General features: G+C 67.9%; 19 protein-coding genes. 5 read left to right on the top strand and 14 right to left on the bottom strand.

From position 1 onward, the window contains the following. Nucleotides 1-188: 188 nt before the first annotated feature. The 5 genes from FBY41_RS24120 to FBY41_RS00575 form a co-directional block, all read right to left on the bottom strand. Entirely contained in the window at nucleotides 189-359 is a 171-nt protein-coding gene (locus tag FBY41_RS24120) for a hypothetical protein (protein ID WP_185748819.1), read from the bottom strand. Between the two features lie 219 nt (nucleotides 360-578). Beyond that, complete coding sequence (locus tag FBY41_RS00560; protein WP_141841499.1) at nucleotides 579-788, bottom strand: hypothetical protein; 210 nt, start codon at nucleotides 786-788, stop codon at nucleotides 579-581. Between the two features lie 10 nt (nucleotides 789-798). Next, entirely contained in the window at nucleotides 799-2,334 is a 1,536-nt protein-coding gene (gene araA / locus FBY41_RS00565) for an L-arabinose isomerase (protein WP_260439477.1), read from the bottom strand. A gap of 34 nt (nucleotides 2,335-2,368) precedes the next feature. Continuing rightward, the gene (locus tag FBY41_RS00570; protein WP_141841501.1) at nucleotides 2,369-3,046 is read right to left on the bottom strand and encodes an L-ribulose-5-phosphate 4-epimerase; all 678 of its coding nucleotides are present in this window, start codon (nucleotides 3,044-3,046) and stop codon (nucleotides 2,369-2,371) included. Between the two features lies 1 nt (nucleotide 3,047). After that, a complete protein-coding gene (locus FBY41_RS00575) occupies nucleotides 3,048-4,067 on the bottom strand; it encodes a LacI family DNA-binding transcriptional regulator (protein ID WP_260439479.1) in 1,020 nt (339 codons plus the stop codon). A 112-nt stretch (nucleotides 4,068-4,179) separates the two neighbouring features. Between FBY41_RS00575 and FBY41_RS00580 the strand changes: the two genes are divergently transcribed. Further along, the gene (locus tag FBY41_RS00580; protein WP_141841502.1) at nucleotides 4,180-5,775 is read left to right on the top strand and encodes a xylulokinase; all 1,596 of its coding nucleotides are present in this window, start codon (nucleotides 4,180-4,182) and stop codon (nucleotides 5,773-5,775) included. A gap of 45 nt (nucleotides 5,776-5,820) precedes the next feature. Next, nucleotides 5,821-6,390 (top strand): DUF2218 domain-containing protein, encoded by a 570-nt coding sequence (locus FBY41_RS00585; protein WP_221629182.1) that lies wholly within the window; start codon nucleotides 5,821-5,823, stop codon nucleotides 6,388-6,390. Nucleotides 6,391-6,823: 433 nt separating this feature from the next. On the opposite strand, the gene FBY41_RS00590 is transcribed toward FBY41_RS00585, so the two are convergent. From FBY41_RS00590 to FBY41_RS00610, 5 genes are read right to left on the bottom strand one after another with little or no spacing between them, the layout of a single operon-like run. After that, entirely contained in the window at nucleotides 6,824-8,047 is a 1,224-nt protein-coding gene (locus tag FBY41_RS00590; protein WP_221629183.1) for an AGE family epimerase/isomerase, read from the bottom strand. A gap of 2 nt (nucleotides 8,048-8,049) precedes the next feature. Further along, nucleotides 8,050-9,165: a glycerate kinase gene (locus FBY41_RS00595; protein WP_141841503.1), complete on the bottom strand. Its 1,116-nt coding sequence runs from the start codon at nucleotides 9,163-9,165 to the stop codon at nucleotides 8,050-8,052. Nucleotides 9,166-9,167: 2 nt separating this feature from the next. Next, entirely contained in the window at nucleotides 9,168-10,004 is an 837-nt protein-coding gene (locus FBY41_RS00600) for a sugar phosphate isomerase/epimerase family protein (protein ID WP_141841504.1), read from the bottom strand. Further along, nucleotides 10,001-11,161, bottom strand: a complete 1,161-nt coding sequence (locus tag FBY41_RS00605; protein WP_141841505.1) for a dihydrodipicolinate synthase family protein — start codon at nucleotides 11,159-11,161, stop codon at nucleotides 10,001-10,003. Before FBY41_RS00605 ends, FBY41_RS00600 begins: the two co-directional genes overlap by 4 nt. After that, nucleotides 11,158-12,309 (bottom strand): Gfo/Idh/MocA family protein, encoded by a 1,152-nt coding sequence (locus FBY41_RS00610; RefSeq protein ID WP_141841506.1) that lies wholly within the window; start codon nucleotides 12,307-12,309, stop codon nucleotides 11,158-11,160. The genes FBY41_RS00605 and FBY41_RS00610 overlap by 4 nt, the downstream gene beginning before the upstream one ends. A gap of 285 nt (nucleotides 12,310-12,594) precedes the next feature. Between FBY41_RS00610 and FBY41_RS00615 the strand changes: the two genes are divergently transcribed. Then, a complete protein-coding gene (locus FBY41_RS00615; RefSeq protein WP_260439480.1) occupies nucleotides 12,595-13,311 on the top strand; it encodes a sugar phosphate isomerase/epimerase family protein in 717 nt (238 codons plus the stop codon). Beyond that, nucleotides 13,308-14,315 carry a hydroxyacid dehydrogenase gene (locus FBY41_RS00620; protein WP_221629185.1) on the top strand — a complete coding sequence of 336 codons (1,008 nt, stop codon included), beginning with the start codon at nucleotides 13,308-13,310 and terminating at the stop codon, nucleotides 14,313-14,315. Before FBY41_RS00615 ends, FBY41_RS00620 begins: the two co-directional genes overlap by 4 nt. A gap of 5 nt (nucleotides 14,316-14,320) precedes the next feature. Here the strand turns inward: FBY41_RS00620 and FBY41_RS00625 are convergent, their stop codons facing one another. The 4 genes from FBY41_RS00625 to FBY41_RS00640 form a co-directional block, all read right to left on the bottom strand. Then, nucleotides 14,321-15,349: a LacI family DNA-binding transcriptional regulator gene (locus FBY41_RS00625; RefSeq protein WP_141842963.1), complete on the bottom strand. Its 1,029-nt coding sequence runs from the start codon at nucleotides 15,347-15,349 to the stop codon at nucleotides 14,321-14,323. 353 nt (nucleotides 15,350-15,702) lie between these two features. After that, nucleotides 15,703-16,524: a carbohydrate ABC transporter permease gene (locus tag FBY41_RS00630; protein ID WP_221629186.1), complete on the bottom strand. Its 822-nt coding sequence runs from the start codon at nucleotides 16,522-16,524 to the stop codon at nucleotides 15,703-15,705. A gap of 55 nt (nucleotides 16,525-16,579) precedes the next feature. After that, complete coding sequence (locus FBY41_RS00635) at nucleotides 16,580-17,413, bottom strand: carbohydrate ABC transporter permease (RefSeq protein ID WP_221629187.1); 834 nt, start codon at nucleotides 17,411-17,413, stop codon at nucleotides 16,580-16,582. A gap of 140 nt (nucleotides 17,414-17,553) precedes the next feature. Then, nucleotides 17,554-18,681: an extracellular solute-binding protein gene (locus FBY41_RS00640; protein WP_185748820.1), complete on the bottom strand. Its 1,128-nt coding sequence runs from the start codon at nucleotides 18,679-18,681 to the stop codon at nucleotides 17,554-17,556. Nucleotides 18,682-18,964: 283 nt separating this feature from the next. Between FBY41_RS00640 and FBY41_RS24215 the strand changes: the two genes are divergently transcribed. After that, a complete protein-coding gene (locus FBY41_RS24215) occupies nucleotides 18,965-19,606 on the top strand; it encodes a DUF624 domain-containing protein (protein ID WP_185748821.1) in 642 nt (213 codons plus the stop codon). Nucleotides 19,607-20,209: the final 603 nt, after the last annotated feature.

Here is a 20,209-nt window from a genome sequence, read left to right on the forward strand (position 1 = left end):
GGCCGCAGGCGCTGCTACGTCTCGTGACCTCGGACATCGATACCCAGGAGCGGAGCAGAACGCTTCATGCGGCGCGCCACCAAGATGGCAGCGCCCTCGCCCTCGAGCCGGGCAGGGTTCTCGCTGATGGAAGCCTCGAGCACGGGTCTCTGTGGCGCTGAGGCGGCAGCTGAGCGCGCCAAGACCTGTTAGAGCACCGCTGTCGGAACGGCCGGCAGCGCCTCGGCGTGCGCGGTCTCGGAGTCGGGGTTGTACCGGCTGTCGACGTAGATCATGTTGCGCTCCCGGCCGCGAGTGGCCATCACGTACGGCGGCTCCCGCATCGTCGTTGACGTGACAAAGGCGTGGGCAGTGTCCACGGTCCCGCCTTGGGCGCGGTGGGCTGTCGTGGCGTAGCCGAGCTCGACGTGAGCATGGACGTATTCAGCAGGAAGACGTGCCACTCCCCCAACCGCTTCACGGCGGACCGACAAGCCGCCATCCGGCCGCAACGCGACCACGACCCAAGAAACACATCCCCGCAGGTCGGAGCCCTTTATCGCAGGTCATACGATGGAGCTGGCGAGGGGACTCGAACCCTAACCGCCTGTGTGCCAGTTCGCTGTGCCGGGGTCGACGTAGACGCCTTCGAAGCTGTGGTTGTTGACGAGGTTGGCGTTGAGCCCTCCGTCGCCCGAGAGGTTGATGTCCTCGTAGAAGAGCCCGAAGAGCAGCGGGCTCACCGGGCGGTGTGCCTCGGCTGCGCGGACGGTGACGGTGGACGTGCGGGCGACGGCAGTGGCGCTCATGGTGGCTTCCTCAGACGGATAGGTGGCTGGCAAGGCGGTGGTAGGCGGCGCTCCAGCGCAGCCGGTCGCGGACGCCCTCGACGGACGCGGCGTGGTCGATGACGACGAGCTCGGTGCGGAGCATCTCGGCGAGGTGGCGCATCTCCGGTGTGCCGACCGCGGTCGAGAGCACCGTGTGGTGCGGGGCTCCCGAGAGGATCCACGACTCGGTGGATGTGGCGAAGTCCGGTTCCGGACGCCACGTGGCGCAGGCGACGGGAAGACACGGCAGGGGTTCGGTGGGCTCCACGACCTCGACCTCGTTGAGCGTGAGCCGGAAGCGGTCTCCCAGGTCACTCATCCCGACGACGACGGCAGGCCCCGGGGCTGCGGTGAAGCGCAGCCGGACGGGATCCTCACGACCGCCGATGGCGAGGGGGTGGATCTCGAGGCTGGGGATCGCTCCGGCGATGCTCGGGCAGACCTCGAGCATGTGGGCGCCGAGGATGCGCTCTTGACCGGGGGTGGTGAGGTCGTAGGTGTAGTCCTCCATGAAGGAGGTGCCTCCCGGACGTCCGACCGCCATCGCCTTGACCGTGCGCAGCAGGACGGAGGTCTTCCAGTCACCCTCGCCGCCGAAGCCGTAGCCGTCCGCCATGAGGCGCTGGACCGCGAGGCCCGGGAGCTGGCGCAGGCCGGCGAGGTCCTCGAAGTTCGTCGTGAACGCGGTGAACCCGCCCTCGACGAGGAAGGTCCGCAGGCCCCACTCGACGGCGGCGCCGTAGCGCAGGGAGTCGTGCCGTTCCGCTCCGGGACGCAGTTCGGCCGCGACGGCATAGGTGTCGAGGTACTCCTCGACGAGCCCGTCGACGGCGTCGACGGGGGCGCTGTCGACGAGGTCGACCAGCTCGGTGACGCCATAGGTGTTGACGGACACCCCGAAGCGGATCTGTGCCTCGACCTTGTCACCTTCGGTGACGGCGACCTCACGCATGTTGTCCCCGAAGCGCGCCACCCGCATCGTCCGCAGCTCGTGCGCGCCGCGGGCCGCGCGGGCCCAGGCCGCGACCCGCTCACCGACGACGGGATTTGACACGTGTCCGGCGACGACGGCACGCGCCAGCCCGAGCCGGCCGACGACGTGGCCAAGCTCCCGGTCGCCGTGCGCGGCCTGGTTGAGGTTCATGAAGTCCATGTCGATGGACGCCCAGGGCAGGCTCGCGTCCGCCTGCGTGTGCAGGTGCAGCATCGGCTTGCGCAGCGCGTCCAGCCCGGCGATCCACATCTTGGCGGGCGAGAAGGTGTGCATCCACGTGATGACCCCGGCGCAGTTCGGGTCGGCGTTCGCCTCGAGGATCGTGCGGTGCACCGAGGCGGCGTCGGTGAGCACCGGCCTCCAGAGCACGTCGACACCCAGCCCCGCGCCGTCGGGCCCGGCCGAGCCGAGCTCGCCAGCGACGCGACGGGACTGCTCGGCCACCTGCCTGAGGGTCTCCTCGCCGTACAGCTCCTGGCTTCCGGTGAGGAACCACACCGTCAGCGGACGTGGGGGGATGGTCGTGGACATCATCGTCTCCTGTTCTGGGGCGTCGGGGCGGGGCTCAGTGCTGCCCGTAGACGTTCTGGTAGCGGTCGTAGAGGGAGTCGACGTGCTTCGGCTCCAAGGGGGTCGGCTCACCGAGCTGGCGGGCGATGTGCACGGTCCGTGCCACGTCCTCACACATCACGGCCGCCTTGACCGCGGCGCGCGCGTCAGGCCCCACCGTGAACACGCCGTGCTGGCGCATGAGGACGGCCGGGGACCGGCTGTCACGGAGCGTGTCGACGACGCCGCGACCGATGGAGTCGTCGCCGATGAGGGCGAACGGCCCGACAGGGATCCCACCGCCGAACTCGTCGGCCATCATCGTGAGGACGCACGGGACGGGCTCCCCGCGGGCCGCCCAGGCGGTCGCGTACGTCGAGTGGGTGTGCACGACCCCTCCGACGTCCGGCAGGGTGCGGAAGACGTACGCGGCGGCGGCGGCGTCGGACGAGGGTACCCGTTCGCCCTCGACGACACGGCCGTGCAGGTCGCAGACGACCATCGCGTCGGGCGTCAGCTCGTCGTATGGCACGCCCGAGGGCTTGATGACCATGAGGTCGTGGCCGGGGACGCGGGCAGCGACGTTGCCCGCGGTCCATACGACCAATCCGTAGCGGGTGAGTTCGGCGTGCAGCGCGCTCACCTCCCGTCGGAGGGCTTCGACGGCCTCGCGCGCCTCACCGGCGATACCCATGTCAGGCCTCCGTCCGGGCAGTCGCGGTGCTACCCCGGACCACGAGGGGCGCGGGGAGCAGGCCACCGGTGGGTGGCTCGTCGCCGCGCAACACGGCCGTCAGTACGGCGATGGCCTGTCGGCCGACGGTCGTGAAGTCCTGGTGCACCGTGGTGAGTGGTGGTGAGAGGTAGGCGGCCTCGGGGATGTCGTCGAACCCGACGAGGGAGACGTCCTCGGGGACCCGAAGGCCTGCCTCGCGCAGGGCACGCAGGGCGCCGAGGGCCATCTGGTCGTTGCCGGCGAACACGGCGGTCACGCCAGCGTCGTCGGCCAGCCGCTGCCCCGCGGCGTAGCCCGAGGCAGGGCTCCAGTCGCCGGGAAGGAGGTCGGCCGCGGGCAGTCCGGCGCGCGTCATGGCAAGCCGCCATCCGTCGAGTCGTGCCCTGGCCTCCGACCAGTCGAGCGGGCCGGAGATGTGCGCGATCCGGCGGTGGCCGAGGCGCAGGAGGTGCTCGGTGGCCGCGACGGCACCGGCGACCTGGTCGACGCCCGCACTCATCGCAGCACGGGTCAGGTCACCCTCGACGACGACGACGGGCAGTGTGCCCTGGCGTCGACGCGCGACGTCGACGGCGGCGTCGTGGCCGGCGACGACCACGAGGCCTTCCACCCCCACTCGCGCAAGGTCCTCCACCGCCGCAGCGAGGGTCTCGGACGTGATCTCGTCGAGCTCGATGTTCGTCACGGAGAAGCCGGCGGCACGGGCGGCGACCGACACCGCATGCTGGGCGCTACGCGGGCCATAGAAGGCTCCGGCCGCCGTCACGATGCCGACCATGCCCGTGCGACCGCGCACGAGGGCCCGAGCAGCGGTGTTCGGCTGATACCCCAGCTGGGCGATGGCCTGCTCGACCTTGGCCCTGGTGCTCGGGCGGATGTGCGGGTGGTCGTTGAGCACCCTCGACACGGTCTGGTGGGACACCCCGGCCAGCTTGGCGACGTCACCCATGACGGGGGTGCGCGGCGTTGCCTTCTCCATGTGCACAGCTCCTTCTTGTCGATCGTCATTGTGAGCGTTAACATTGGAGCATGTCAATGGGGATGAGAGTTTTCGCGCGATGTATGTTCACGATCACATTGGACGATGTGCGATGACGTGGGAGCGCGAGGTGGTCGAGGCCGGGCGCGTGGTCCTCGGCATCGAGCTCGGCTCGACCCGGATCAAAGCGGTGCTCACCGACACCGCCGGCACGCGGGTCGCCGCCGGCACGCACGCCTGGCAGAGCCATCTGGAGGGCGGGCACTGGACCTACGCGCAGTCCGCGATCGACGCGGGTCTGGCGGCCTGCATGACCGACCTTCGCGGCGACCTCTCCGCGACCCACGGTCTCGAGCTCCGTCGGGTGGCAGCACTCGGGGTATCGGCGATGATGCACGGCTACATCGCTCTCGACGAGGACGACCGATGGCTGGTCCCGTTCCGCACCTGGCGAGACACCACCACCGCCACGGCGGCAGGCGAGCTCAGCCAGGCCCTCGGAGTCAACATCCCTCAGCGGTGGTCGGTCGCACACCTCTACCAGGCGCATCTGGACGACGAGGCCCACCTGGGCAGGTTGGCTCGTCTGACCACCCTCGCCGGCTGGGTGCACCGACGACTGACCGGTGAGCACGTCCTCGGTGTCGGCGACGCCTCGGGCATGTTCCCCATCGATCCGGCCACCGGCACCTACGACGAGCGGCTCCTTGCCCGCGTAGACGACTTGCTGCGGTCGTCATCCAAGGGGACCGGAGTCGCCCGACCTCTCGTGCAGCTGCTCCCGCGGGTGCTCCCGGCCGGCGTCCGCGCCGGCGTTCTGACCGTCGACGGAGCCCGACTCCTCGACGAGACCGGCACGCTGGCCGCCGGATCACCCCTCTGCCCGCCGGAGGGTGACGCCGGGACGGGCATGGTCGCCACCAACAGCGTCCGTCCCGGCACGGCGAACGTCAGCGTCGGCACGAGCGTCTTCGCGATGACCGTCCTCGATGCGCCGTGGCGCGGAACGGACCCCAACGTCGACATCGTGTGCACCCCTGCGGGCCACCCCGTCGCCATGGTCCACGCCAACAACGGCGCGAGCGAGCTCGACGCGTGGGCCGACGTGTTCGCCGACTTCGCCAGACGACTGCAGGTCAACCTCTCTCGCGACCAGGTCTTCCGCATCCTGCTGGAGTCTGCCGCCGACGGCGCCAGTGACGCCGGAGGGGTCATCGTCCACAACTTCCTTGCAGGCGAGCCCGTTGCGGGAGTCACCACCGGCCATCCCCTCGTGGTACGCAGCACCGGCCACCGACTGAGCCTTCCCGACCTGGTGAAGGCTCACGTCTACGCCATCTTCGGCGCACTCGCTCTGGGGATGCGCTCGCTTCGTGATGCCGGCGTCACCACCGACAACGTCGTCGCGCACGGCGGCGTCTTCCGCACCGAAGGCGTTGCCCAACACGCGCTCGCCGCCGCCTTCGACACCCCGGTCACCGTGCTCCAAGGGGCCGGCGAGGGCGGGGCGTGGGGCATGGCCGTCCTCGCGGCCCTGATGGTGCGCGACGAGCTCGATCTCGCCACCTTCCTCGACCGGACCGTCTTCGCCACCGCCGCAACCAGCGTGGTCACCGCCGACCCCGCGGAAGTGGCCGGCTTCGCGGCATACCTCAGCCGTTTCGACGCACTACTCCCCCTTCAGGAAGTGGCAGCTCGATTGGGCTGACCCTCACGCCCACGACACGGGTCGGCGAAACCCTCGTGCGGAAGCGTGGCGACTTTCCCATGCCATGCCGCATCCTCACGCCTGGCGTCATCCAGGGCTGGGCAGTTCAGTCTCGAACCTCTGCCGGGTCCTGGTTCGCCCGGAAGCACTTCCTCCTCGGGAGCTGCAGGAGCGGAGCGCTACGCGAAGCAGCTCGCCGGGCACTGGGCGTGCAAGGGCAGCGCAGCCGAGGAGGACGGTGCGACCGTCATCCACTTCGACACCGGGCAGGTCGTCCGCCTGATGTCGGATGCCGGGCTGCTGCGGGTCGAGGCGTCGGTTCCCGACGACGGCGACCCGGAGCGGTTCGCGTTGGTGGTCAAGGACCACCTCGAACGCTTCGGCCAGCGGGAGGAGCTCGACGTGGTCTGGCCCTTCAACCACTTCGCCTCACCGCACTGGTTCGCTGCCGACGGCGGCTGGCTGGCTGAGCCTGCGCTCGGCCGAGCGCTTCGCGCGCTCCTGCGGGTGGGTCACCGACCGCTTCGGCGACCGCATGGCGTATGCCGTGACGCTGAACGAGCCCAACCTGCCGCGGTCGCTCTCCTGGGTCGACCGGCCCCCGTTCGTTCGTGATCTAGAGCGCGCGGCCCTTGAGGCGGCCTCGGCGGCAGCCGGTGTCGAGCGATGCCGACAGCTCCACTCGTGCATCGGGATGGTGCCGCCCGGGGAGTACGAGCACACTTGCTACCGAAGCCAGATCAGGCAGGACGCACCCGCATGACGACGGCCACGAGACCCAGACGCTTCACCCTCGTCGGCCAGGACTGGGGTGGACTGATCGGCCACACCGATCTCGACAACTCGGGTCCTCCCAGGCCACCTCGGGCGCATCCCGGCACCGACTGACGACGTCCCGTGAGAAATCACGTCGCCGCCGACCGCGTACGCCCGACATCGAGGCAGGCGCCCCGCCGATCCTGCCAAGCCAATGATGTCCGCGCACGGCACCGCTGCGTCCCCCAGCCAGAGATTCACGGGTCGTTGCGACGAGCGACCGTCAGTGCCCTCAGGCTTGCGACAGTGCTCCCGCGAAGGACGTGATCCTGTGCAGCGTGGGCAATAGGGCGGCTTGGTAAGCGTGATAGACGTCGGGGCGCCCGACCCAGACAGAGCAAGCGGGTGAGTTGTCCGGGGACAGCTCGTGCTGCCACGAACCACTGCGCGCGTCGATGAAGAGCTCCCTGGCGTGGTCCCACCACTTGTAGTACAACGTGAGAGGTTCGACTGTCCCGAGCGCCTCCTGCACCGCCCATGCCGCCGCGATGGCCTCGGTGACGACCCAATGCAGCCGATCCCGAACGACGGGCATCCCGGCATAGTCCGTCGTGTAGATGAATCCGGTCCGACCGTCCACGCTCCAGCCCTCGAGCGTCGCACGCTCGAAAAGCGAGACCGCATCCTCGAGCATCCACACCGGGGCCGCATCACCGAGGGCGGTTCGCACTTGAAGGGTCAGCCTCGACCACTCGAAGAGATGCCCGATGGTCACGCCGTACGGCCGGAAGGGGTGCGCCGGCGCGTCGATGTTGTAGTCCCACACCGGCTCCCACGACTCCGTGAAGTGCTCAGGCAGGCGGAAAGAGGACTCGGCGGCAAACCCGTGCACGACACGCTCGACGATCTCGGCACAGTATGCGACCCACTTGGCATCCCCCGTGACGTCCGCGGCGGCCAAGAGCGCCTCAACCGTGTGCATGTTGGCATTCACGCCGCGATAAGGTTCCAGCTCAGTCCAGTCCCGGTTCCAGACATCGACGGCCAGGCCGTCGGCCGGACGCCAGAATCGCTGGTCGAAGACCTCCACCGCCTCATCGAGCAACGCCCTGCCGCGAGGATGTCCGCTTGCTGTTGCGCTGGCGGCGGCCAAGATGACGAAGGCGTGTTCATAGGCTCGCTTGTCAGTGTGTGCAACGCCGGCCCCGTCTATCGCCGCAAACCACCCTCCGTAGTCGTGGTCCTTGAGCGTGGACTCGAAGGCTTTGACTCCCTGGTCCACAGCGTCTGCGGCCCTGGGATCTCCCTGCAATGCCTCCAAGGCTGCAACGTGGGTCATGCGAGCGGCGATCCACAGCTCGACGCCCTTGTCCTGAATCAGGCCTCCGGCGCCGTCGAGCCAGCCGAAGCCGCCCGCCGGATGGCTGGCTGACAAGGCGAGCTGCAAGAGCTGGCGGCGCTGGTCCTGGAGCCAGAACATGTGCTCGTTGGTGGGCTTGGTCTGAGCGACAGTCATTGTCATTCCACTTCCCATGCGTCGTCGGTGTTGGTGCCCGCCCGCTCCGCAAGGCGCATCCCGGCCTGCCGAAGCCAACGAGCTGGGTTGGCCATGGCCTCCTGGGCCGTGCCGGCGAGATCTTCGAGAGCTACGACCTCGGCGATCTGCGACCTGGCCTCGGGCGCGGCCTGCCCGACGACGGCCCACAGGGGCGTCGTCGGCTTAGCTGCCAGTGATACCCGGCCGACCACCTTGCCGTGGAAGCTCTGTGCGTCCAGACGCCCTTCTCCAGTGACCACGAGGTCGGCGCGTTCCGCCAGCTCGTCGAGACACGTGAGCCGCGCCAAGGCCTCCGAGCCCTTGACCAGGCGGCCTCCCCAGAGCGCTGACAGGCCGAACGCCGTACCACCGGCGGCCCCACTGCCCGGAGCGTTCCCCTCTTCGCCGACGACGTCGCGGAGCGTCTGCAGCCCACGTTCGAGCAGCTGGACCTCGTCGGCAGCCGCCCCCTTCTGGGGTGCGAAAGCGGCAGCCGAGCCGGCGGGTCCAAGAAGTGGCGCGTCAACGTCCACCAGGACCTCAACTCCATCTGGTGGCGGGGGGATCATCCGCGAGACGTCTATTCCGGTCAGGTCGACCAGATGTGAGCCCCCGAGCGGCAGACGAAGGTGACCGGCCCCCAGAAAGCGAGCCCCGAGCGCCGTGAGCGCGCCCGCGCCGCCATCCGTGCTCGCCGATCCACCGAGTGCAGCGACGATCCGCCTCACCTGGGGGTGTGTGGCTGCCGCAGCTAGCTGCTGGCCGAAACCGAACGTGTGAGCCCCCAGAGGATCGGGCTGAGGCAGCAGCGGAAGTCCGGACGTCACGGCAAGCTCCACGACCGCCGTCCCGTCCGGCAACAGCAGCCAGCCAGCCATCGTGGGTCCGGCCGGGCCGAGCACCCGCGTTGCGATCTGCTGCGCGTCAGGGGTTGTCGCCTCGATGACGTCCAATGTTCCCTCGCCGCCATCGGCCATGGGAAGGCAGCGCAGCTCGTCCTGAGGCCGGACCGCGCGCCACCCGTCAGCGATGGCCTCAGCTGCGTCCTTAGCTGCGATGCTGCCCTTGTACGAGTCGGGTGCAATGACAACACGCATCGTCAGGCCACCACGAGGTCGAGGTACCTGCGCTTCATCGTCTCGAGGACGGCGGCAGGGTCGGCCGCCCAGATGTCGGCGTTGAAGATCTCCACCTCGATGTCGCCGGTGTATCCGGCAGCGGTCACCAGCTCGTGGTGGTAGCGAAAGTCGATGTGCCCGTCGCCCATCATCCCCCGCGAGAGCAGTGAGTCGGCAGGCAACGGGGTTATCCAGTCGCACACCTGAAAGCTGGCAATGCGGTTGGCACGACCGGCTCGGGCGACCTGCTCCTCGAGCTGTGGGTCCCACCAGACGTGGAAGGAGTCGACCACGACGCCGACGTGCTCGGCCGGGTACGGCTCGGCGATGTCGAGCGCCTCACCGAGGGTGGCCAGCACGCCGCGGTCGGCGGTGAAGATCGGGTGCATCGGCTCAAGCGCAAGGCGCACCCCGCGCTTTGCCGCGACCGGCACGAGCCGCTCGATGCCCTCGCTGACGCGGGCTCGTGCGGCCGGCAGGTTGCGTGACCCGTCCGGCAGCCCGCCGACGACCATAACAAGGCAGTCGGCCTCGAGGGTCGCGGCCTCCTCGATTGCGCGCGTGTTCTCGGCCAGGGCAGCCTCGAATGCGACGTCGTCGGCGGCGGTGAGAAAGCCCCCGCGACACAGCGAGGACACCCGCAGCCCGGCCGCGTCGATGAGTGCTTTGGCCCGGCCCAGGCCAATGTCAGCCAGCGGCTCGCGCCACACCCCTATGGAGTGCAGGCCTGCCCGGACGCACCCGTTGACTGCCTCGGGGAGAGACCACGAGTTCGTCGTCTTCTGGTTGAGCGACAGCCGCTCCAGGCCGGTACTCATCGGCCCAGCCCTGCCACGGCGAGCAGGTGCCGCATCCGCTCTGCGGCCAGGTCCGGGTCCGGCAGCAGCCCGGCGGCGTCGGCGAGCCGGACCGTGTCGGCCAGGTGTACGACACTGCGTGCGCTCTGCAGGCCACCGACCATCGTGAACCCGGGCTGGTGCCCACTCAGCCACGCCAGAAAAGCGATGCCCGTCTTGTAGTAGTAGGTCGGAGCCGCGAACACGTGTCGCGCCAGTGGCAAGGTCGGCGCGAAGGCATCGTCGTACGCGGCCATGTCGCCGGCGTCCAGGGCGGCCAGGGCGGCCCCGGCCGCCGGGGCGATGGCGGCGAAAATGCCCAGCAGCGCGTCGGAGTGGTGAATCCCGTCCCCCTTGATGAGCTCGGGGTAGTTGAAGTCGTCCCCGGTGTAGAGCCGCACGCCCTCAGGAAGGGCCGCGCGCAACCCCTTCTCGTGTTCGGCGTCGAGCAGGGACACCTTGACCCCGTCGATGCGCTCGGCGTGGTCGGTGATGACAGACAGGAAGTTCTTCGTGGCGACCTCGACGTCGTCCGATCCCCAGTAGCCGGCCAGTGATGGGTCGAACGCGGTCCCGAGCCAGTGCAGGATGACGGGCCGCTCACACTGGCTGAGCAACAGGTCGTAGATGCGGGCGTAGTCCTCGAAGCCGGTGGCCAGCCGCGCCAGCTGCCGGCTGGCCATGACGATCGCTTGGGACCCGGTCGACTCGACGAATCCGAGCTGCTCCTCGTACCCGGCCAGAACCTCGGCGAGGCTGGCGACTTCGGCTCGCAGGTGGTCGGTGCCGGCACCGGACGCGATGCGGGCGCCCTCGGCATTGGCCTGGTCCGCTGAACGCCGGATCAGCTCGCGCGTTGTATCCCAGTCCAGGCCCATGCCTCGCTGGGCGGTGTCCATCGCCTCTGCGACCCCGAGTCCGTGGGCGAACAAGTGCCGGCGGAAGCCGAGGGTCGATTCCCAGTCGACCACCGCCGGTGCTCCGGGGACGTTCTCGCCGAGCGGGTCGGCGACAACGTGGGCCGCACCGAACGCGATGCGAGTGCGGGCCGCCCCATCGGGGATCGTCCACTGGGTCGGCTCCCGCAGCTTCAGACTTTGCCAGGTACCGTCGCCGCGCGGCAGGTCGAGGACAGTCATGCCGACAGCTCGCCGAGTTCGATACGGCGACCCTGCGCAGAGGACTGCAGCCCGGCCTCCGCCAGACGGACACCGCGCGCGCCGGCGAGGAAGTCGTAGACGTGCTCGCCCTCACCGACGACATAGCGCAGGAACTGCTCCCACTGGGCCTTGAACCCGTTGTCGAAGACCGCGTTGTCCGGCACCGGGTGCCACTGCTCGCGGAAGGGGGTCGCCTCGATCAGGTCCGGGTTCCAGACGGGCTTCGGCGTCTCTGCCCGGTGCTGGGCGACGCAGTTGTGCAGCCCCGCTACCGCACTGCCTTCGGTGCCGTCGACGTGGAACTCCACGAGCTCGTCCCGGTGCACGCGCGTGGACCACGAGGAGTTGATCTGGGCGATGACGCCGCCTTCCAGCTCGAAGATGCCGTACGCGGCATCGTCTGCGGTCGCGGTGTAGGGCCGGTTCTGCTCGTCCCACCGCTGGGGGATGTGCGTGACGGCCTTGGCGGTGACGGCCTCGACTCGACCGAACAGGTTCTCCAGCACGTAGTTCCAGTGGCAGAACATGTCGGTGGTCATGCCGCCGCCGTCCTCGGAGCGGTAGTTCCAGCTGGGGCGCTGCGCCTGCTGCCAGTCTCCCTCGAACACCCAGTAGCCGAACTCCCCGCGAACCGACAGGATGCGACCGAAGAAGCCTCCGTCGATGAGTCGCTTGAGCTTGAGCAGGCCTGGCAGGTAGAGCTTGTCGTGCACGACGCCGTTCTTGACGCCGGCCTTTGCTGCAGCTCGCGCTATCCGCAGTGATCCCTCCAGCGACTCGGAGATCGGCTTCTCCGTGTAGATGTGCTTGCCTGCGGCGATTGCCTTGAGGATGGATTCCTCGCGCACGGTCGTCAGCTGGGCGTCGAAGTAGATCTCATCCTCCGGGTTTGCCAGTGCCGCGTCGAGGTCGGTCGTATACCGGTCGACGCCGTGTCGCTCTGCGATCTCCTTGACCTTCTCGAGGTTGCGCCCGACGAGGACTGGCGCGACCTGCACACGCGAGCCGTCGGCCAGCTCGACCCCACCTTGGTCACGGATGGCCAGGATGGAGCGCACGAGGTGCTGTCGATACCCCATGCGGCCGGTGATGCCGTTCATGATGATGCCGATGGTCTTGGTTGCCATGTCACGTCCTCAGCTCGTACGGAAAGCGCTTGCCCACTAAGGTATATGGCCATCCGCACCTTCGCAAGACGTCTGGGTAAGCGTTTCCCGAGGCACCTAGGGGCTGCATTCCGCCGCGCGCACCCCAGGCGGTGGGGTCGACGACCCGTAGACTGGCCATGGCCTGGAAAGCGTTTACCTGTAATACTGGGACCGTGTTCCGCGGCTATAAAGGAGTGAGCTGTGCTAGATGTGGTCCCAGATCGCACTCTCGGGCTCTGCTCGGTAACATTGCGGCAGCTGTCCGTGGAACGCGTGATCGAAGTGGCTACGGCTGCAGGGCTTGGCTGCATCGAGTGGGGCGCTGACGTGCACGCGCCACCTGATGACCTTGCCCGACTGGACGAGGTTCGCCTCCGCACCGAGGACGCGGGCCTACGCGTGGCCTCCTACGGCTCGTACTGGCGCGCCGGAGTTGATGTCACCGCGCAGGCCCGCCGGGTGATCGAGGCGACGCAGCGACTGGGCACCCACCGTGTCCGGGTCTGGGCCGGTGCCGTTGCCTCGGCGGACGCCGATCCCACGACGCGCGAGCGCGTCATCGCGGCAGCACGCGAAGCAGCCGATATCGCGGCAGGACACGGGGTGTCACTGTCCTTCGAGTTCCACGCCGACACCCTGACTGACAGCGCCCAGAGCACGTTGGACCTGCTCCGGGAGGTGGACCACCCGTCTGTGTCCACGTACTGGCAGCCGCCGAACGACGTCTCCGACGCCGCCGCCCTCCACACCCTGAGGCAGGTCCTTGACAAGGTCAGCGCTGTCCATGTGTTCTCCTGGTGGCCGGCAACCCATCGCCTTCCACTTGTCGGTCGCCGCGACATGTGGCGCGCAGCCCTCCAGGTTCTGGCCACTCGGACGCCGGTGGACCTCCTGCTGGAGTTCGTCGTCGACGACGACCCCGACCTAGTGGCCTCAGAGGCTCGGGCGCTGCGAGCCCTGACAGACGGGAGCACCCAATGACCCACACGCCTTCGGCGGCACTCGCAATGGCTGCCGACCTTGCACCTCGGCTCCTGAGCGCCGCCGCTCAGTCGCGCCTGAAGTCCGCCTACCACGTCGACACGGCTCAAACCATCCGTGACTTCTCGGAGGAGGACGAGGCGGCCCTCGCCGGCGTGGAGGTTCTCATCACCGGGTGGGGCTCGCCTCGAATCGACGCCGAGGTGCTCGCGAAGCTCCCGAAACTCAAGGCGATCCTGCACGCCGCCGGGTCCGTCCGCGGCCACGTCGACCCGGCGGTCTGGGACCGGGGCGTAGCAGTCACGTCGGCCGCGCAGGTGAACGCCCTGCCGGTGGCCGAGTACACGCTGGCAATGATCCTGTTGAGCGCCAAGGAGGTCTTCCGTGCCCAGCAGCTCTACCACTCCGGAGGCCGGGTCGACACCCTCGAGGAGTTCAAGGAGGCCGGCTGCTACGGGCGTCGTGTGGGGCTGGTGGGCGCCTCAAGCATCGGGCGACGCGTGCTCGAACTCCTGTCCCCGTTCGACCTGGAGATCTGGCTGCATGACCCGTTCGTGAACCAGGCAGAGGCCGACCGCCTCGGTGTCCGGCTCGCCAACCTTGACGAGCTTTTGAGTTCCTGCAGCGTCATCAGCCTCCACGCTCCCCTGCTCGACTCGACCTATCACATGATCGACGCCAGGCGCATCGATCTTGTTCGGCAGGGCGCCACTCTCATCAACACGGCTCGCGGGGGTCTGGTGGACCATGAAGCACTCGTGACGGCCCTTGTCTCCGGTCGCTTCCGGGCGGTCCTGGACACCACAGATCCGCAGGAGCCGCTACCCGCCGACTCGCCGCTGCTCCACCTGGACAATGTCTTCGCCACGCCCCACGTCGCAGGAGCCCTCGGCAACGAGCTGTTTCGCCTGGGAGACCACGCTGTCGACAACGCGGTCCGTCTCGCAGAAGGCCGCGAGCTCATCGGGTTGGTCACCGCCGCGCAGCTTCAGACGATGGCCTGAGTGGCCTAGCGCGCCGAGTGGCGCGGCGTGCTCTCGCGGATCAGGACCTCGCCCCGAATCCGGCGGGTGCGGTGCGCCCCCCCCGCCGATGCGGTCGTGACGAGCTCGAGTGCAATCTCGCCCATGCGCTCCAGCGGCAAGCGAACGGTGGTCAGCTTGGGATGCACGTCACGAAGTGTGGCGATGTCATCGAACCCGGCAAGGGCCACGTCGCGCGGTAGATGCAATCCGGCATCTCGGCAGGCGGCCATGGCACCCACAGCCATCACGTCGTTGACCGCCACGACACAGTCCACCTCTGCCCGCGACTCCAAGAGGTGACTCATCGCGTCATGACCGCCGTCGCGAGTGAACGCACCATGGAGGACCACGGGCGCGGGCAGTCCCACCGCGGCCAGACCCTCACGAATACCTTGCACGCGGTCCCGCGCAGTGAGCAGCCGCGCTGGGCCTGCGAGCACCGCGAACCGCTGATAGCCCAAGGAAGCCAGCTGCTGGGCAAGCGCTTTGGCACCGCTGCGGTTCTCGACGACGAGGGTGTCAAGAGGCAGCTTCTGCTGGCTGATGACGACGACACGCCCGCCGGCACGCTCAAACGCTTCACATTCCTCTCGCAACCGAGCCAACAGCTCAGGGTCGTCAACACGACTGCCGGCCAAGATCACAGCCCGACTCCGTTGGCCGCGAAGCACTTGAAGGTAGTCGAGCTCTCTCTCAGGACGACGCATCGTGCTGCCGAGCGTCACGAGCAGGTGCGCCTCCTCCGCGGCACGCATGACGCCGGCGGCAATCGCCGCGAAGTAAGGATCTGCGATGTCATGGACAATGAGCCCCACAACGTTTGTGCGACCACGCGCCATGGCCTGCGCAGGCCCGTTCGCCGCGTAGTTCAGCTTCGCCGCAGCGATGAGCACCCGCTCCTGAAGGTCCTGCCGAACCTTACGCGTGCTGCCGTTGAAGGCACGTGAGGCCGTCGCCAGGGACACGCCCGCCTCATTGGCGACGTCTTGAAGCGTCACTGGCCCCGGCGACATGGCGTTCACTGCAGATCCTTCATCGAGTTGGATGCGGCGCCCGGGACGGGAAGCGCCTTCCCAATGCTAGCGCGGTCGAGGCGTGCATGCGGCGGGACGTGGCAGCTCCCCTCCTTTATCTCCGGACCTCCGCTACCCATCGCCACGCGTCACCTCAACCGCTTTCACGCGCAGGAGGGCCCGGTCGGCGGCCATCGTGGTCCCCTTCGTGCCGTGTCGAGCGGTCAGTCAGGCCCGATGCTGAGATTCGAAATGGACCTCTCGACGAGCAGCGATGTCCAGAGACGTTGGAAGGCGCCCCCATCCCCAGGGGCGCCTTCCAGGCTCTCACTCGAGCGGATACTGGCCGCCAACTATCCTTTGAGACCGGCCGAGGCCATTCCCTCAATGAAGTACCTCTGGGCTGCGATGAACAGGGCGATCATCGGAAGCACCGCCAGCGTGGCGCCAGCCATCAGGTAGGCCCACTGCACGTTGAGAGGGTCCTGCGAGAAGATCGCCAAGCCCACCTGGATTGGCCGAAGCGAGTCATCCCGTGTGATGAGCAGGGGCCACAGGAAGCTGTTCCAGGCTGCACCGATCTGGAAGACGGCGACGGTGATCACGGCGGGCTTGATGAGCGGCAGCATGATTCTGAAGAAGATCCCATACTCGGACAGCCCGTCGACCCTGGCCGCCTCGGCGAGCTCCTCCGGCAGGCTGACGAAGAACTGGCGAGCCAGGAAGATGTAGATCGGCGCGATGGCGTGCGGAATGATGAGTCCCCACCACGAGTTCAGCCAGCCGATGCCGCCCTGCCCCGTGATGCTGTTGCCGCCGAACAGCGGGATGGACTTCACGACCAGGAACTCTGGGATCAGGATCGCGTAGAACGGCACCATGATGAGGATCACGACGAACGCGTTGAGTGCCTTGCGGCCACGGATTGGTGTGCACGCGAGCGCGTAGCCGGCGGAGGTGGCAAAGAGCAAGGTGAGGGCCGTCTGCCCGATCGTGAGCACGGCGGTGTTCAAGAAATACCGCGCGAAGGGTGCTGCTGTGAGCGCCTCTGTGTAGTTCTGGAACCGCAGCTGATCGGGCAGCCAGGAGAACTCCGTCAGCTCGGACGGGGACTTCAGCGAGGTGAGCAGCATCCAGACGAACGGTGCGACCATCGCGACGGCGCCGAGAGCCATGACGGCGGTCAGGGCGTACAGACCGCGGCTTCGGCGGCCAGGGGCTGCGTGCGGCCTAGACATCGGAGCTCACCTTCTGAAGTCGCAGCCCGATGAGGGTGAAGACACCGATGAGGACAACCAGCACCACGGACTGCGCAGCCGCATACCCGAGCTGTAGGCCCTGGAACGCGTTCTCGTAGATTTCGTAGGTCATCACCGTCGAGCTCGACCCGGGCCCGCCCTTCGTCATGACGAACACGAGGTCGAACACCTGGAAGGATGCAATCGTCGACGTGACAAAGACGAAGAAGTGCGCAGGTCCGAGGGCTGGCCAGGTGACGTTCCAGAAGGTCTGCCACCGGTTAGCGCCGTCAAGCTGAGCGGCCTCGAGCTGGTCCCTGCTGACACTCTGCAGGGCAGCCAGGTAGACGACCATCTTCGCACCGAGGCCCTGCCAGACCCCCACCAGCATCAGCGACGGCAGTGAGAGGTTCGGGTTGGTGAGCCACCCCTGGGGAGGCAGTCCAAACAGGCCCAGAACGCTGTTCGCCAAGCCGACGTCCGGCTGGTATATCCAGAGCCACACCGTTGCCACGGCGACGGTTGCGGTGACCTGGGGCATGTAGTACAGCACCCGCATGGCGCCCCGGGCACGGATACCGGAGTTCAGTCCGAGCGCGATCAGCAGAGCGACTGCCATGGCGATAGGCACCGTCACCACGGTGTAGAGCACCGTGTTGAGCAGCGCCGTCCGCCAGCGGTCATCCGACATGAGCTGAACGAAGTTGTCGATGCCGACCCAGTGGTATGCGCCCAGGAACTGGTAGTCGGTGAAGCTGAGCGCCACGAGCATGACCATCGGCAGGAGCAGGAACACAGCTGCGTGGACCAGGGCCGGGGCCAGCATGACCCACCCGGCGCGCTTCCGGGACCCTTGCAGGCCTTGGGCCCTTCGCCTCGGGGCCCTGGGTGGCGGGGCAGCCGTTCGCCCCGCCACCTCGGTCTTGATTGCTGTCATGCTGACCTACCTCCGGTTGCTCGCCGTGCCTACTTGCTTGCCAGGCCCTGCAGGACCGTGGCCGCGTCGGCCTTGCCGAGCAGCACCGTGTCCAGCTGTGCACCGAAGTTGTTGCGCACCTCGAGCCAGTTTGTGCTGCCACCCTCGAACACCATGTGGTCGAGCTGGGTGGCCGCGAAGGCACTCGCGGGGTTGCTCTTCACCACGTCGAGCTGGTCGGCGCCGTCGACGGCAGGGACGCCGAAGTTCAGCTTGGCGATGTCCGATGCCGCCTCGGGTGAGCTGAGCAGCTTGATGAAGTCGTAGCTGGCCTTCGGCAGCTGCGACTGGGCGCCGACGGAGGCGAGCTGGCCGCCGGAGAACATGGCGGTGTCCTGCTCCTTGAGGTTGAAGAAAGTCAGGTCGTCGCAGCGGGCCTGGCCCACCTTGGCGCAGTCGATGTAGCCACCGGCCACCCCCATGGCCGCCTTGCCGGTGAAGACGAGGGGCTGGCCGTCCGGGGAGGCGAGGCCGAAGTCGCTGACCTTGTCGTCGTTGATGAGCGAGGACATCTCGTTGAGCGCCTTCTCACCCTCGGGCGTGGCGAAGTTTGGCTTGCCATCCTTGTAGAGGGGCTGGCCGAGGGCGCCGAGGAAGGTGACGAAGTCCTGACGGTACGACGTCGGAGGGGCCCAGAAGTCGAACCCGGCCTGGGTGAGCTTGCCCCCGTCGCGCTTGGTGAGCTTGATGGCATCCTCCCGAAGGTCCGCCCAGGTCTGCGGCGCCTTGGACGGGTCCAGGCCGGCGGCAGCGAAGGCCTTCTTGCTGTAGGCCATCGGCTTGGGTCCGAAGATGAGGGGCACGGCGTAGATCTTGCCGTTGTACTCTGCGGCGGAGAGGGCAGGAGCCGCGCCCTTGTTCAGGTTGTCGTTGGTGACACCGAACTCGCCGAGGTCCTTGAAGACGCCCTTCGATGCGAACGGGGGGATCCAGCCGATGCCGGTGACGTACACGTCGTAGCCCTGGCCGGAGGCGATGGAGGTGGAGATCTTCTCGTTCAGCGTGGCGAAGGTGGCGAAGTCGGGCTCGACCTTCACGTTCGGGTAGGTCTTGTGGAAGGCGTCGATGACCTTCTGGAGGGCAGCCTTTCCCTCGTTACTTGCGGGGTACGAGGGCACGAGTACTCGGATGGTTCCGGATGCGGATGTCGGGTTGCCATCGGCACCGCCGCCGGAGCCGCTGCCACTGCCACAAGCCGACAGGGCGACGATGGCGGCGACAGCCACCACCGCTGAGGGGGCGAATCGCTTGGACACTTGGAGCCTCTCTTCGTTGAGCGGAATGCGCTTTCCCGAGCACTATAAGTGCAGGCGGACCTAGCGGGCAAGCCCTTTCCCGTGATCCATCTTGAACCCTCGTCCACGACGACGCAGTTCACGTAGCCACGATAGGATGCGTGTCATGTCGTCCAGCGGGCCGAGTCCCAACGGCGGGCCTGCCGACGGCCCAGGCAGCCCGGGGGAGTTGCCCAGGTGGCTCGCCCTACCCGGCTACCTTGTCGTCCTCAACGTGCTGGCACTGGTGGCCTCACTGCCCGTGGTAACAGCTGCATCGTCCGCGATCGCCCTCCAGCGAGTGCTGGAGACGCTACTAAGGGATGGGGAGCCTGCACCCGTCGTGGCCTTCTGGCGCGCATGGTCTCGTGCGCTCAGGGACTGGACACTCGTTGGACTGGCGCTGTCGCTCGGTTTTGCCGGGGCTGCAGTCTCAGCCGTCTTCTGGCTCCGGATGGCCTCCCCCGTCTCGGCTGTGGCCCTTGTGTTCCTGCTCGTCGCCGTCGCCGTCGCAACGGCGACGTGGCTTGCGGCGCTCGAGTGTGCCGCACACGCGAACCCGCCCACCGTGCGTGGCGCCGTTCGCCTCCTAGCCCCCGTGCTGGTGAGATCCCCCCTCGCTGCGGCGGGGGCTGCGGTAGCCACCTTCGCGTGGTTGGCGCTAGTCGGCCAGAAGCCGGTCATTCTCCTGGTGGCCGGGCCCATGGTTCCCGCGCTGGTGGGTAGATGGGCGTTCCACAGACGAGCAGCTTCCGAAGGACGGCCCTAGATTCGGGCAGGCCAGGGCGGGGTCAACGACGGAATGGAGTAGCAGGCTTGGACAACGCCTACGCGGAGCGCCGCTCTGACACCTTTGCGCGAAGGGTTCGTGAGAGCACGTCTGCCGGCAGTTCGAAAGAGACTTGCCGGCATGCCGGGCATACCCCGCCGCGACGGTCCAGTCGCCAGAGACTTAATGAAGCGTCTGGGTCTCGTGGCCGTCGTCATGCGGGTGCGTCCCGCTTGATCTGGCTTCGGTAGTCGGTGTGCTCGTACTCCCCGGGCGGCACCATGCCGATGCTCGAGTGGAGCGGGCCGTGTTGAACCACAACACGCAGCCGCCGGTCGCGAACTCAAAATCGGTGATCGTGCTCAGCGGCCGGTCGTGGAAGACCGGCGAGGTGATGCACTCGGTCATGTATGGCGCGATCGGGCCCTCCATCAGCGCGTTGAGGCCCCAAGTCAGGCGGCGTGCTCGAAGGTCTCTTCGAGGCGCAGGAGCGGCACGGATGATGGCGAAGGTTTCGCGGGCGAAGTATCGCTCGCGGACTCGGAGGGTGTCGTGGCGGCTGTCGCCGCGCGCGCGTCGCCGGACGGCGAACTCGCGGGTCCG

This window comes from Humibacillus xanthopallidus, from assembly GCF_006716675.1.
In the GTDB taxonomy this organism is placed as follows: Bacteria; Actinomycetota; Actinomycetes; order Actinomycetales; family Dermatophilaceae; genus Humibacillus; species Humibacillus xanthopallidus_B.